At 34.3% G+C, this 15,177-nt stretch carries 12 protein-coding genes; 8 read left to right on the forward strand and 4 right to left on the reverse strand.

Annotation, left to right across the window (positions count from 1 at the left end; translation table 11 throughout):
* Positions 1-110: 110 nt before the first annotated feature.
* Positions 111-347 carry a putative signal transducing protein gene (locus OA86_RS09635; RefSeq protein WP_039352280.1) on the reverse strand — a complete coding sequence of 79 codons (237 nt, stop codon included), beginning with the start codon at positions 345-347 and terminating at the stop codon, positions 111-113.
* A 201-nt stretch (positions 348-548) separates the two neighbouring features.
* The gene (locus OA86_RS09640) at positions 549-1,961 is read right to left on the reverse strand and encodes an APC family permease (RefSeq protein ID WP_039352283.1); all 1,413 of its coding nucleotides are present in this window, start codon (positions 1,959-1,961) and stop codon (positions 549-551) included.
* Positions 1,962-2,169: 208 nt separating this feature from the next.
* Between OA86_RS09640 and OA86_RS09645 the strand changes: the two genes are divergently transcribed.
* Positions 2,170-2,673, forward strand: a complete 504-nt coding sequence (locus OA86_RS09645; protein WP_039352286.1) for a DUF4920 domain-containing protein — start codon at positions 2,170-2,172, stop codon at positions 2,671-2,673.
* A 54-nt stretch (positions 2,674-2,727) separates the two neighbouring features.
* Here the strand turns inward: OA86_RS09645 and OA86_RS09650 are convergent, their stop codons facing one another.
* Positions 2,728-3,834 carry a M14 family zinc carboxypeptidase gene (locus OA86_RS09650; protein WP_039352289.1) on the reverse strand — a complete coding sequence of 369 codons (1,107 nt, stop codon included), beginning with the start codon at positions 3,832-3,834 and terminating at the stop codon, positions 2,728-2,730.
* Between the two features lie 346 nt (positions 3,835-4,180).
* On the opposite strand from OA86_RS09650, the gene OA86_RS09655 reads away from it, so the two are divergent.
* From OA86_RS09655 to OA86_RS09665, 3 genes are all read left to right on the forward strand, one after another.
* Positions 4,181-5,272 carry a TerC/Alx family metal homeostasis membrane protein gene (locus OA86_RS09655; RefSeq protein ID WP_039352292.1) on the forward strand — a complete coding sequence of 364 codons (1,092 nt, stop codon included), beginning with the start codon at positions 4,181-4,183 and terminating at the stop codon, positions 5,270-5,272.
* 134 nt (positions 5,273-5,406) lie between these two features.
* Positions 5,407-5,919: a helix-turn-helix domain-containing protein gene (locus tag OA86_RS09660; protein ID WP_039352295.1), complete on the forward strand. Its 513-nt coding sequence runs from the start codon at positions 5,407-5,409 to the stop codon at positions 5,917-5,919.
* A 127-nt stretch (positions 5,920-6,046) separates the two neighbouring features.
* The gene (locus tag OA86_RS09665; RefSeq protein WP_039352298.1) at positions 6,047-7,384 is read left to right on the forward strand and encodes an AAA family ATPase; all 1,338 of its coding nucleotides are present in this window, start codon (positions 6,047-6,049) and stop codon (positions 7,382-7,384) included.
* Between the two features lie 49 nt (positions 7,385-7,433).
* Here the strand turns inward: OA86_RS09665 and OA86_RS09670 are convergent, their stop codons facing one another.
* Positions 7,434-7,619 carry a DUF6496 domain-containing protein gene (locus OA86_RS09670; protein ID WP_039352535.1) on the reverse strand — a complete coding sequence of 62 codons (186 nt, stop codon included), beginning with the start codon at positions 7,617-7,619 and terminating at the stop codon, positions 7,434-7,436.
* A gap of 150 nt (positions 7,620-7,769) precedes the next feature.
* Between OA86_RS09670 and OA86_RS09675 the strand changes: the two genes are divergently transcribed.
* The 4 genes from OA86_RS09675 to OA86_RS09690 all read left to right on the forward strand — a co-directional run bounded on the left by OA86_RS09675 (position 7,770) and on the right by OA86_RS09690 (position 15,169).
* Entirely contained in the window at positions 7,770-9,896 is a 2,127-nt protein-coding gene (locus tag OA86_RS09675; protein WP_039352301.1) for a S9 family peptidase, read from the forward strand.
* Positions 9,897-9,989: 93 nt separating this feature from the next.
* Entirely contained in the window at positions 9,990-11,651 is a 1,662-nt protein-coding gene (locus OA86_RS09680) for a peptide MFS transporter (RefSeq protein WP_039352304.1), read from the forward strand.
* Positions 11,652-11,786: 135 nt separating this feature from the next.
* Positions 11,787-13,535 carry a peptide MFS transporter gene (locus OA86_RS09685; RefSeq protein WP_039352307.1) on the forward strand — a complete coding sequence of 583 codons (1,749 nt, stop codon included), beginning with the start codon at positions 11,787-11,789 and terminating at the stop codon, positions 13,533-13,535.
* A gap of 122 nt (positions 13,536-13,657) precedes the next feature.
* On the forward strand, positions 13,658-15,169 hold the full coding sequence (locus OA86_RS09690) for a peptide MFS transporter (protein ID WP_039352311.1): 1,512 nt from the start codon (positions 13,658-13,660) through the stop codon (positions 15,167-15,169).
* Positions 15,170-15,177 lie beyond the last annotated feature (8 nt).

Below are 15,177 nucleotides of genomic sequence, written 5' to 3' on the forward strand. Positions count from 1 at the left end.
GCCGCTCCTAAAGAAAAAGATTTACTCTACAATCGGGGCTAGAATGTAGATTTATTTTTTTTTCAAAAAAAGGTAGTTGAGGGATTGAGTTATTGAGTTACCAATTCTGTCTAAATCATAGTTCCGTCTTCTGAAACTTCGTCGTTTTCCTGTAAAACTTTATCGGCGTTTTCGAAATCCCTTTCGCTGACCATTAAATAATAGTTTTGGGACATCGGAAAAACGGCGATATTATTTACGTATTCATTTTTGATGTAACTTGGAATTTCGCGGGAAGCGAGTTTTGTTTTGGCCACTTCGATCTCGTATAAATAAGAAGACTGGAAAATGGCGACTAATTCTGACATTTTTTCTTTTTTAAAGTTATTTCAGGTGCATCAAATAGAACGCCACAAACAACTTGGGGCGAAGAAATACCTGAAGTTTTAGCCCCGGTTGAACGGCCTGTTTGAGCTCTCCCGATGCATTTGATCGGGAAGCGAGTAGTGAAAACGGGTATAATCTTTGAACAAAATCAAATCTTGTTGCTTCTCAAAAAATGAGAGGAATTAATCTGTTTTTTTGTTTCTATTAATGAATAAATAGACGGGTACACCGAGTAAAATCAGGATAAATCCGGGCCAAGTATATTGTGGTTTGAAAAATACCAGTAATACACAGAAAGCGGTCCCAATGAACAAATATAAAATTGGAGTGATTGGATAAAGCCATGTTTTATAAGGTCTTTCGAGGTCTGGTTTTTTGATTCTTAAATAAATAACGCCGAAAACGGTGATCATGTAAAAGAGGACGATGACGAAGGAGATCATGTCGAGCAAATCGCCATATTGTCCGCTGAGCGCGAGAACACATGCCCAAGTTCCCTGCATCCATAAGGATTTTCCGGGGACATTGTTTTTATTATTTTCGATGGCTGATTTGAAAAACAAACCGTCTTTTGCCATGGTTTGAAAAACGCGGGAACCTGCGAGAACCAATCCATTTATACAACCAAAAGTTGAAATCATAACTAAAACTGCCATAATCACGGTTCCAATATTTCCGAAAATCACTTCTGAAGCGGCAACAGCAGGACGATTCTTATCTGCAAATGCAATTCCGTCTCGATCTAAAGCGTGGAGATAAACGAAATTGACGAGCATGTATAAAACCATCACGACGATGGTTCCTAAAACCATCGATTTCACAACATTCTTCTTTGGATTTTCGATTTCGCCGGAAACAAAAGTTACGTTTTCCCAAGCCACAGAACTGAAAACTGAACCAACCATTGCAGCGGCAATTCCGCCTAAAAGGGTAATTCCTCCAATGGATTTCCAACCGGTTGGAACTAAATCATTTCCTACTTCTTTGCCGAAATCCTGAAAAGCGTTCCAGCCGAAATTCATATTTTCACTCCACATTGAATTTTTCACCAGGATAAATCCAAAAATGATAATTCCTACTAATGCTAAAATTTTAGATGTTGTGAAAAGATCCTGAAGAATTTTTCCGTTTTTCAAACCTTTCGTATTAATGTAAGTCAGCAACATGATGACACAAATAGCTAAGATCTGAATCCAGGTTATTTTGAAACCACCACTTTGAAACAGAGGTGCAGAATCATTGAGCGCCGGAACGAGATAAGCCGTAAATTTCCCGAAAGCCATTGCTACAGCAGCAATTGTTCCTGTTTGAATTACCGTAAATAAACCCCATCCGTAAAGAAAGCCCGTCATTTTCCCAAAAATTTCGGTGATATAAGTGTATTGTCCACCTGCTTTTGGAAACATGGAGGAAAGTTCGCCGTAAGAAATCGCGGCGGCAACCGTCATGATTCCTGTAATCACCCAAACTGTGATCAGCCAATAACCGGAGCCTAAATTCCGCATCATATCGGAACTTACGATAAATATTCCGCTACCAATCATAGAGCCCATTACGAGCATCGTTGCATCCCAAAGTTTGAGTTTTTTGTCCATAAAATTTATTTCGTTTCAGATCTAATCTCGAAGAATTTAGATTTAATTATTACTTTTTCTTCTTTTAAATTTTGAAAGACGTAAATATATAAATTTTCGCTAATGATTTTAATATTAAAGTAAAACATATCTATCATTATTAGGTAAAATTTGATTTATCAGAAATTCAGTCTCAATAAAATTTGTTATTTTTGTAAAAATTATAAAAATGAAAAAATTAGTTCTTTTATTAACGATAGCATTTTCCACACTAGTTTTCTCGCAGGAAGCAGAAAAGAAAATGGGACCACCTGAAGAAAACGCTACAGTAGGTGAAGTTTACGGTGGAAAAGTGTCTGCAGTTGCAGAAAAATCGGCAGTTTCTCCAGCTCAATTACAGAAGAAATTAAAAAAATCTAAAAAAGTTGAGAACGTTGCGATCAAAGGAAAAGTGATAGACGTTTGCGATAAAAAAGGATGTTGGTTAACAGTAGAAACCGAAAATAACGACAAATTTTTTGTGAAAATGAAAGATTACGCCTTCTTCGTTCCAACAGCTTTGAAAGGTAAAAATGTAGTTTTAGAAGGAACCGCTGAAAAGAAAGTAATTTCTGTTAATGAACAAAAACATTATGCAGAAGACGCAAAAAAACCACAGTCAGAAATTGATGCGATTACAAAACCGCAAGAGGAAATTAGATTTGTAGCAAACGGAATTAAAGTAGTGAATTAGTTTCTTACTTTTTCAATTAAAATATAAGCGAAGTTTTTTGGACTTCGCTTTTTTTTATATAATTTTAAAATTCATTTCTTCATCAAGCTTCGGGAATTTTTTGTCGCAAACAAAAGTCTTTCCTGTACAATCAATTTCTTCCCAGCCTTTCTTTTTTCCTATATCGCCAACTTCTACGACGATTGGGAGAAATGAAATCTCTTCTTCACCGTCTAAAATTTCTTCTTTAAACTGCACAGCAATATCCAAAATACATTCAAAATCAGTATTTAGTTTTACATTTCTATAAATAACATCAAAATGGGTTTCTTTATTTTCAGGAATCTGTTTATAAGTTTCCCAGTTTTCTGTCGATCCATTTAATTCTGAAATGGCTTTTAAACCTTCATATAAAGCAATCGTATAATATTTTCTTGTTCCTTCTCTTTTATAATCATTTGGAAAATGACCTCCTTCATATAGAATGGTCGGAATACCCATTTTCGTAAGATTATCACCGGTAGAAGTCGGATAAAATTCATCAGAATATCTCGCAATCTGATTAGGAATTTCTGGTTTTAACTTATCATAAATGCTGGAAATTATAGCCATTGCTTTTTTACGGGTTTCTGTGATTGTTCTTTCATAATCTTCAGCCGGAGCTAAAAATGAAAGCGTCGCAGGATGTTCGCCATCTGTTGTAAAAATAGTGCGCTGTTCATGAAGATTTAAAGCGTAATCGTAATTCCCTGTTTCTGCCATCTTCTTTAAAACACGAAATTCTTTACTCGAAAGTTTCAGAAAATCTCTGTTCATATCAATATCCAAAGCATTTCGTCGCGACCATTTCTCCGAACCATCTGGATTAAGCATAAAGATGAAATCTAAACTTATTTTGGAAAAAAGTTCTTCTTTTAAATCTGGTTGATGTTTAAAGATTTCCAGTAGATCAAGCATCGCATGCGTCGCATTGGATTCATTTCCATGCATTTGAGACCACGCCAAAACTTCGATTTTACCATCTCCCAATGCCATTCTGAAAATAGGTTTATCCAAAAACGATTCTCCAACTTTCAAAATATGCTCGCTGTAATTCGTCTGTAGGTAAAAAAATAATTTTTCCGGGGATATATAACGTTTTGGGAAATCAGGGTTTTTTCGATACTCCAATCTTTCAGACATATTTTGAAATTTTACAATTCTCAAATTTAATTTTTTTTAACCGAATTATAAAATTAACTTTTGTAAATAAGTTAAACGCGTCGAAATGTCAGTTTGTCTGTTGATTAAATTGTGGATTGCATTATAAACATTAAAAAATTATAAACAACTGTAAAACAATAATTTAAAATATTCAAATCAAGCAATAATATAACTATGCTTTAAGTAGAAAAACAGTGTTGAAACACCATTTGTAGGTAAAAAAGATAAACAAAATGAATGTTAGCATCTTATGAAGATTTATTTTAATTACAAATGTAAATTCGTTTAAAAGTGATATTTCAGTATATTTGTACATATTATTATTATGACGAACGAGACGCTATTTTTACTTGGATTCTTAGTTTTTATCTTCTTCATCCTCGCTTTGGATTTAGGACTTTTGAATAAGAAGTCTTCGACAGTATCGATGAAACAGGCAGGATTAATGAGCTTTTTCGTCATTGTTTTGTCCATGTGCTTTTATGTGGTTTTGATTACGTACGGTCACCTACTCCACGGGATCGACAGTATGGAAAAACTGCAACAGGTTATTTCTTCGCATCATCATCCCGTAAAAATAATTCCAGGAGATCTCGAACATAGCATTCAGTTATACAATCAGAATTTAGGATTAGAATATCTGACTGGTTATGTTGTAGAGTATGCACTTTCTGTGGATAATATCTTTGTGATGGTGCTTATCTTCACCGCATTTGGAGTGGCGCAAAAAAATTATCACCGTGTTTTGTTCTGGGGAATTTTGGGCGCAATAGTAATGAGGTTCTGCTTCATATTTGTAGGTGCAGCACTTATTGCCAAATTCGCTTGGATCATGTATGTATTTGGAGCTTTCCTAGTGTTTACAGGGATTAAAATGTTCCTTGATAAAGACAGCGATGAGAAAATTGATACCCAAAATCATCCCATCGTAAAGTTTGCCAATCGATTCTTTAAGGTTCACAATCATTTCGTAGGAAATAAATTTTTTGTAACCATAGAAGGAGTCAAGAAAATTACGCCACTATTTTTAGTTTTACTGATCATCGAAGCGACGGATTTAATCTTCGCCGTTGATAGTATTCCCGCAATTTTTTCAGTGACTAAAGATCCTTATATCGTCTTCTTTTCAAATATATTTGCCATCATCGGTTTGCGTTCCATGTTCTTTATCCTAGCGGGAATTATCGATAAGTTCCGCTTCCTTAAAATTGGTTTAGCAATTCTTTTAATATTCATTGGTTTGAAGATGTTATTCCATCATTATCTGGAAGACTGGGGATTTTCAACAACGCATTCTTTATTCGTGATCGTTGGAATTTTAGGTTTAAGTATCTTCTTTTCTTTAATTTTCCCAGAACGTAAAAAAGAACGAGCATTAAAATTTAATCCTGAAAATGATGATCACTTACGGTATTAATTAAATTTGTAAACTATATAAGCTATTAAAAACCAATACATTAAGTGTTGGTTTTACTTTTGTAAAGAAGTATTATTGTTGATTGTTTACTTTTGTATTTTATATTTGTAAAATATTTATTTACATTTGTAATTATGAATTTAAACGAGCGAATTAAAAAAATCATCGAATATTCAGAATTATCTGCTTCTGAGTTTGCAGATGAAATCGATGTGCAGCGATCAAATATTTCACACATCACTTCTGGGAGGAATAAACCATCCCTCGATTTTATTATTAAGATAAAAACTCGTTTTCCCGAATTACAATGGGATTGGCTTATTAGTGGATCTGGTAAAATGGTTAAAAAGAATGAAGAAGAATTAATTGTGGAGAAACCTAAACCTTCTTCTCTACCAGATTTATTCTCCTTAATTAACGATGAAAATTTCGGAGTCACAGAATCTGAAGATAAAATTTCAAATGATATTCCGCGAGAATCTAAAATTCGTGAACAAAGTCCAAAGAAGGAAGAAATATCAGATTCTCAACGATTAGATATTCCACAACCAAAATTAGAAGCTCAAGTAATTGAAAATCAAGAAGGTAAAATAAAAAGAATTGTTTGGTTCTACGAAAATGGAAAATTTGAAAGTTTTGAACCTTAATTTTGGTGAAAATTTCATTTCATCCATATTAATTTTTATTTCTATAAAATATGATGAATTGTAATTTTTAGCGCTTACACTTTTTCCTAAAATTTTGTAGCTTTGATTGCACCCAAAATTTTATTTTATGAAATTGGAAGAACTAGCAAAAGAACTAAAAATCTCCACCAAGATCTTCATTAAATTTATTCAGGATTTCGATCTGGAATTATCTGAATGTTTAAGCACCAACTTAGAGGTTAAAAAAGATTTTGAAAAGTTTGCGCGAGAAAATATTATTTTTCTAAAAAGATATGATGAAGATTTAGGGCATAAAAAATCTACAGAAAATATCAATCAACCGACTACTAAAGTTTCAGAAGTTATCAATAAAGAAAAACGTAATCTTTTTGATAATGGAACTTACAAATCTTCAATCTCCAGTTTCGGCATCGGTAATAAAATGGGGGGAAACTACCAGTTTGTCTATGATTATTTTGGGAAAAAATCGAGTTTAATTCAACGTGATTTTATTGGTTATCGTGATCTGTTCTTTTATATCTCAAGAACTTTAGAGCCTTTTATGAATCAGTCACCCCTCACCGATTGGGGAATTCATAAAACTGCGGGCATTATTCTTTACGGTCCTCCCGGAAGTGGAAAGATATTTTGGGCCAATAAAATTGCAGAAATAACAGGTTACCGATTCGAGCAGGTTAAAAGATATTATTACGGGACGTCTTTCGTAGATGGAAATAAAACTAGTTTCAACGATTTTTTGTTAGAAAGGATGAAGGAAGACAAAGTGCTTCTTTTTATGGAAGATTTTGACAAGATCATGACGCAACGAAATGAGCAAAACTCCGTATCCTCCAGCAATGAGGAAACCAAAGAAATTATTCTGCACTATATTGGACATTTCGAAAATGAAAATTTATTGATGGTAGGTTCTGCCAATTCAGTTATGGATATCGATAAAGAGATTCTGGCGCCAGGAAGATTTGATGTTATGATTCCCGTATTTCCGCCAAATTCAGAAGAAAGGTTAAAAATGATCCTTCATCATATCACAGATAATTTATCTGAAGATTCCTTATTAATTAAAATTTTATTTAAAAATAATGCAAATCATCTTCCTTTTTGGAAAGACATTTCCTCTAAAATGAATATTTTTTCGAATACAATGATCATTGATTTTACGCAAAGTTTAAAAAAACGGATTCGAAATCTTTATTTGAAAGACAGTTCTGATCAAATTAAAATTGACAGTAATCTCTTAAATTCTGCACTGCGGGATGCTTCTGCAAAATTGACCGAAGAATATCTGGATCAAGTCAGTCAGTTTATTACCGATGTCTCAAAAAATAATGATGATGATTTTCCCCTTCGAATTGAAGAGCTGAAAAAAGAATTAGAACATTACAAGGTAGTTGAAGCTCCGCGACAAACTATCGGTTTTGCTCATAATGAAGAGAAAAAGAAATAAACAATTTCCGACAGAAGGTCGCCGCGATCAATAACTTTTATAGCAGCGATTATTCCTTGGATTTTTTCGGTACTTTCATATGAGATTCTTTGGCTTCAGAAATTCCAATTGCGATCGCTTGTTTTCTGTCGGTGACGTTAGTTCCCGAAGAAGATTTCAATTTTCCTTCTTTAAATTCCTGCATCACCTCACCTATTTTTTCTTCTGCTTTTTTCGAATATTTTTTTTCTGTCATGATTGTGAATTTAAAATTAAATTTTAACTTTTTTCGTATCATAAAGTTACTGTTGCAAACTCATCAATTATTTTGCCATCACAATTAAAAATTTACAAGTTTACAGGTTTAATAAAATTGCTATCTTTGAATTCTTATCAAAATCATACAATGAAAAAGCTTTTTTTATCAGTTTCAATCCTCGTTTCTGTGTCTTATTTCGCACAAGAAATTACTTTAGATAAAATTTATTCCGGCTACTATCGTGGCAAAGGAATTTCAGGAATTGCCTCCCTCAAAAATGGCGAAAATTATGCAGTCATCGAGAAAGACGGAATTGCAAAATATTCCTATAAAACCTCTAAAAAAGATGGAAATATTGTGGACGGAAATTTCCAGTCCTATATATTTAATGATGATGAGTCGAAAATACTATTATTAAAGGATAGCGAACCAATTTACAGACATTCTTTCTTAGGAAAATTCGATGTGAAAGATTTGAAATCTGGAAAAGTTCTCAATTTAAATAATGGAAATTTTGTTCAGGAACCAACATTCTCACCCGATGGTTCCAAAGTCGCTTTCATCGCTGATAATAATTTATTCTACCAGGAATTATCTTCCGGGAAAATTACGCAAATCACTACTGATGGAAAGAAAAATGCTATCTTAAACGGTCTTGCTGACTGGGTTTACGAAGAAGAATTTGGACATGCAAAACAATACGAATGGACGAAAAATTCCGATGCGATTGTCTTTGTAAAATCCGATGAGTCCGCAGTTCCTGAAATGTTTATTCCTATTTATGGGAAGCAGCTCTACCCTTCTGAAATGCGGTATAAATATCCAAAAGCAGGTGCCAATAACTCGGTTGTTTCAGCACATTTATATCGTTTGGATTCTAACAAAACGATGGCTTTAAATTTAGCAAACTTTAAAAATTATTATATTCCAAATATTTATAAAACTGCGAAAGGGGACGAAATTATTTTGATCACTTCCGAAAGATTGCAAAATGCTTCTGACGTTTTAAAAGTGAATACAAAAACAGGAACGATCAATAAATTATTCACAGAAAGTGATCCTAAATGGATCGATACTGATAATGTTACTCTGGAGTTTTTAGATGATAATTCTTTTATTTGGGGTGCAGAAAGAGATGGAAACCGTCATCTTTACTGGTATGATCAAAATGGAAAACTAAAAAAACAAATCACGAAAGGAGATTGGGAAGTAACTGACTATTACGGATTTAATCCTAAAACTAAAGAAGTTTACATTCAGACAACCGAAAAAGGAAGCATTAACAAAGTCGTTTCAAAAATAAATATCGACTCTGGAAAATCGATATTACTTTCTAATGACTCAGGGAATAATAGCGCTAATTTCAGTGGAAATTACAATTATTTTATTGAAACTTCTTCTTCTGCTGCAAAACCTTACACGTATACTTTAAAAGATAACAGCGGGAAAACCTTGAAAGAACTTCAAAATAACAACGAGCTATTGGCAAAATTGAAAGCTGATAATTTTGTTGATAAGGAATTTTTCACGGTTCCAAATGAAGCAGGTGATCAAATGAACGCCTGGATCATGAAGCCAAAAAACTTTGATAAAAATAAAAAATATCCATTGTTTATGTTTCAATATTCTGGTCCGGGATCGCAGCAGGTTTCAAATTCCTGGGATGGCGGAAATGCGATTTGGTTTGAAAGTTTAGTTCAAAAAGGATATATCGTTGCTTGTGTTGACGGACGCGGAACAGGTTTCAAAGGAACCAAATTTAAAAAAGTAACCTATTTAAACTTAGGAAAATACGAAATCGAAGATCAAATTGCTGCAGCAAAATGGTTCGGAAAACAATCTTATATTAATAAAGACAGAATAGGTATTTTCGGTTGGAGTTTTGGTGGTTATATGACAAGTTTGGCTTTAACAAAAGGAGCAGAAGTTTTCAAAACCGGAATCGCTGTTGCACCGGTTACGAACTGGAGATATTACGATTCAGTTTATACCGAAAGATTCATGAGAACGCCGCAGGAAAACCCGAAAGGTTATGACGATAATTCACCAACAAGTTATGCGCAATTATTGAAAGGAAAACTCCTTTTAATTCACGGTACAGCCGATGATAACGTACATTTCCAAAACTCAATGGAGTTTTCTGAAGCTTTGATTCAAAACAAAAAGCAATTTGAATTCATGGCATATCCAGATAAAAACCACGGAATTTTTGGTGGAAATACAAGACCACAACTATATCAGAAAATGACTGATTTTATCTTAAAGAATTTATAGTAATTTCTTAAAATATCTTTTTAAATCCACTCAAAATTGAGTGGATTTTCATTTAAATAAAAAATCCTATTTTTGAGAAAATTGATAAAAAATATGGAGCAGCAAAGCAAACACCCGAAAGGTTTACCCTACCTCTTTTTCACGGAAATGTGGGAAAGATTTGGATATTATTTAATCCTTGGGATTTTTGTACTTTATTTGATTGAACCTCAAGGAATTGGTGGTGGTCTGGGAATTACGGATAAAAATGCTGATGATATTTTCGGAACTTATATCGCATTAACTTACCTAACTCCTTTTATCGGTGGATTTTTAGCTGACCGCGTTTTGGGCTACATAAAATCTATTTATTTGGGCGGAATTTTAATGGCTGCAGGATATATTGGGATGGGAATTTTCAAAGATATGACGTGGTTTTACAGTTCATTAGCTTTAATTATCATAGGAAACGGATTTTTCAAACCAACGATTTCAACGCTTTTGGGAAACCTTTATTCAGAAGAACCTTACAAAGCGAACAAAGACTCGGGATACAATATTTTCTACATGGGAATTAATATTGGTGCCTTCATTTGCAATATCATCGCGGCGTTTATGCGGAATAAATTCGGTTGGGGTGAAGCATTCATCACCGCAGGAGTTGGAATGTTAGTTGGCTTAGTCATTTTCACCATCGGTATGAAACATTATAAACACGCCGCGGTCATGAAACCAAGTGAAGAAGGCGACACGAAACTTTCAGAAATTTTATTGAAGGTATTTGTTCCGGCTTTAATTGCAGGCGCGGTCGGTTGGTTTATTCCAGGCAATCTAATTGGAAGTGATTCTACAGATGCCTTTATTTTTGCCACAATTCCGGTGATTTATTTCTATGTTTCTCTTTATTTTAAGGCAAAACCAGAAGAAAAACCGTCTATTGGAGCACTACTTTCTATCTTTCTAATATCGATGTTTTTCTGGGCCGTTTTTAAACAAAATGGAACCGCTTTGACGAGATGGGCCAATTATTACACCGACAGAAGTGTTCCTGCAACGCTGGAAAAACCTTTGGAATCTATTTATATGGTAGAAGGTTTGAAATACGCAGACAAAGAAGTTCCTATTTACGATGAACAATTTCGGGCACAAAAAGATGCCGATAAAAAAACAATTAAAGTTCAAGGTAAAGATGTTTATTTCAAAAATATCAGTCCTGAAGAGCGAAAACGTTTAGAATCTGGGAAAGAAAACACGACCTTTCTTTACAATACTGAACTGTTTCAATCCATCAATCCATTTTGGGTAATTGCTTTAACACCTATAATTGTGGGAGTTTGGATGTTTTTAAGGCGTAAAGGAAAAGAACCATCGACTCCTTCAAAAATAGTTTTAGGACTTTTTATTTCCGCACTTTCCTGTTTGGTCATGATTTTAGCAGTTCAAGCCGGACAAAATGGAGCCATAAAAGTTTCACCATGGTGGCTTTTTGCGAGTTATGGCGTCATCACAATAGGAGAACTTTGTCTTTCTCCGATGGGACTTTCCTTCGTTTCTAAACTTTCACCAGCACGAATTACTGCTTTAATGATGGGCGGATTCTTCTTAGCCAATTCTGTAGGAAATAAATTATCGGGAATTTTGGCAAGTACCTGGTACGATTATGAAAATAAAACCAACTATTTTTTGGTGAATTTCGCACTATTGATCTTCGCAACTTTACTTGGACTGTCCATGTTGAAAAGATTAAACAGAATTATGAAGGAGAAAGGACACTAAATTTTATATTTTGATCTAAATAATTAAACCACAGTTCAATTCTGTGGTTTTTTGGTATAATGTTGCTAAATGTCTTTGTAAAAACACAAAAAAAACTATATTTGCTAATCTTAACAAATAATTAACGCTACAAATATGGACGAGCTAGAAGCAGTGAACTCAAGTAACGAACTTTTAAACGAACCAAAAACGAAACACCCGAAAGGTTTGTGGGTGCTTTTTGGCACAGAAATGTGGGAGCGTTTCAACTTTTACGGTATGCGCGCTTTGTTGACGCTCTTTATGGTAAACGCTTTGTTAATGAAAGAAGGCGATGTAACCATAATCTATGGTGGTTTTTTGGCGCTTTGTTATCTTACCCCAATGCTCGGTGGTTTTATCGCTGACCGATTTTTAGGAAATAGATATTGTATTATTGTCGGCGGAGCTTTGATGGCAGTTGGACAATTTTTGATGTTTATGAGTGCTTCTACATTCGACTCCAATTTGAGTTCAGCGCAAATGCTGATGTGGATCGCTTTAGGAGTGATTATTTTCGGGAATGGTTTCTTTAAACCAAATATTTCTTCGATGGTAGGAAGTCTCTATCCAAAACAGGAAAAATCGAAATTAGATTCAGCTTTTACCATTTTCTACATGGGAATTAACTTAGGAGCGTTTTTAGGTCAGTTTATTTGTCCTTTCTTAGGAGATGTAAAAGATGCAGGTGGAATCAGAGATATTCACGCTTTCAAATGGGGCTTTTTAGCTGCTTCTATCGCAATGGTGATCGGAACACTTACTTTCATTTTACTTAAAAATAAATATGTTGTAACACCAGAAGGAAGACCAATTGGTGGATTACCAAGTCAAAACACGGCAGAAGATTTTGAAGAAGGTGAAACTCAAACCGCTAATTTCTCTGGAAAATCAATCGGTATTGCAGTAGCGATTTTTGTATTAACATTCTTCGGATTTCAATATTTATTCGTTGATAAGATCGGATTTGGCTCTGTTGGAATGGGCGAATTTGTGAAAGCAGTTATTTACCCATTCATCTATTCGATGGGACTTGCGTTGGCTTATTTAATTATGTCGGCTACAGAAAATAAAGTAGAAAGAGATCGAATCTGGGTAATTTATATCGTATCCTTTTTCATCATTTTCTTTTGGGCTGCATTCGAACAGGCAGGTTCATCGTTAACATTCATTGCTGATAACCAAACAGATAGAAATATTTTTGGTTGGAATATGCCGCCATCAATGGTGCAGATCTTTAATGGTTTATTTATTGTGGTTTTAGCAGTTCCTTTCAGTATGCTTTGGGACAAATTAAGAGCAAATAAGAAAGAGCCTGTTTCGCCTTTAAAACAAGCAATTGGACTTGGTCTAATCGCTTTAAGTTATCTAATTATTGCTTACAACGTAAAAGATTTAGGGAATACAGGATTGCTTGCTGTAAAATGGTTGATCTTACTTTATTTAATCCAGACAATGGGAGAACTTTGCTTATCACCGATCGGTTTATCTTTGGTTGGAAAATTAGCTCCGAAAAGATTTGCTTCCCTTTTATTCGGTGTATTCTTTATTGCTAATGCTGCGGGATACGCTTTATCCGGAATTTTAGGATCAATCTTGCCGGCAACGGGAGACAAATTCCTAAAAGCTAAGGAGATAGGAATTAATCTTCAAGATGTTTTAGATAAAAAAGTGACCTTAAATGCTGAGCAAATATCACTGATGAATAAAGAGCAGATCTCAACAGTTTATAATAGTTTTGTTGGATTTGAAATTCACAATTTATTTGAGTTCTTCATGGTATTCGTTATACTTTGTGGAATCGCAGGAGCAATTTTAGCAATGATCTCTCCAATTTTGAAAAAAATGATGCACGGTGTAAACTAAAAACATTATTCAAAATAATATGTAAACCTCTGATTTATCAGAGGTTTTTTTATAAATTCGTGGGATGGAAATATCAAAAATATATTCATCATCAAAAATTAATTTCTAATTACTCAATACTTATGAACCTAACTCTCGATCAAATTCAAGATTTCAAAGGAAAATACCCAAAACAAATTTGGTCTTTATTTTTCTCCGAAATGTGGGAACGTTTCTGTTTCTACGGAATGCGTGGAATGCTCGTTTTCTTCATGATTTCTCAGCTGAATTTGGGTGAGAAAGAAGCGAACCTGCAATATGGTGCTACTCAAGCTTTTGTTTACGCCTTCACTTTCGTCGGAGGTTTGTTCGCAGATAAAATTTTAGGTTTTCGGAAATCTCTTTTTTGGGGAGGAACTTTGATGATCATCGGAAGTTTAATTTTAGCTGCAGATCCACACCGGTTTTTCTTTTTAGGAATTGCATTTACGGTCGTTGGTACAGGATTTTTCAAACCGAATATTTCAACCATGGTTGGAAAACTTTACAAAGCCGGTGATAATCGTACAGATGCAGGTTTTTCTCTCTTTTATGCAGGAATCAATTTAGGCGCTTTGCTTGGAGGTTATCTGTGTATTGCCATTGGAAAAGGCGAATTACTCCCACATTTGATTCCCGAAGGATTGCACTGGAATGTTGCTTTTGGTTTAGCTGCAGTGGTAATGGTGATCAGCTTAATTAATTTTGTTTTTACGCAAAGAAGTTTAGGTCCCATCGGGCTACAACCTCAAACAATATTAGCGAACGGCGAACTCGTTTCCATGGAAAAATGGAAAGAATACGGTGTTTACGTATTGTCTTTAGTTTTCATTCCGATGATCATGGTCATGGTTGCAAAAACCGAATACACCGATTATTTTATGTACGTTGTAGGTCCGTTAACTTTGATTTATTTATTTTATGAAATGTCGAAAGTGAGCAAAATTGAAAGAAACAAATTGACTGCAGCCCTTGTTTTCATTCTGTTTTCCATTGTATTCTGGGGAATTTATGAACAAAGTGGCGGTTCTCTTAGTATTTTCGCGGCTCATAATCTGAATAATGATTTACTTGGTTTAGATCCAAACGGCGTTAATAATTCTGGTGGTGCATTTTTTATTCTATTAGTTGCAATACCAATAGGTTTGCTATGGATCTGGTTAAGTAAAAAGAAATTAGAACCCAATACCATCATTAAATTTGGTTTAGGATTTATCTTTTTAGGTTTAGGATTTTATGCCATTTTCGCTACTAAATTTTTCGCAAATGCTGCCGGGGTAACTTCTTTAAGTTTATTTACAGTTGCCTTATTCATAATCACTTTGGGTGAAATGTGTCTCTCTCCTATTGGTTTATCGATTATGACGAAGCTTTCTACCCAAAAATTACAGGGAATGATGATGGGAATGTGGTTTTTAGCCTCAGCTTACGGACAGTATGTTGCAGGATTAATTGGCGCAAACATGGCTACAGCACGAGCAGATGCTTCAAACATTGAAAAATTAACAGCTTATACTTCAGGTTACAAAGATCTGGGTTTATATGCGGTGATTGCCGGGATCCTTTTAATTATAATTTCCCCATTAGTTAAAAAACTGATGCACGAAGTTAGATAATATATAAT

Origin of the sequence: Kaistella jeonii, from assembly GCF_000812865.1 — a bacterium.
Lineage (GTDB): Bacteria > Bacteroidota > Bacteroidia > Flavobacteriales > Weeksellaceae > Kaistella > Kaistella jeonii.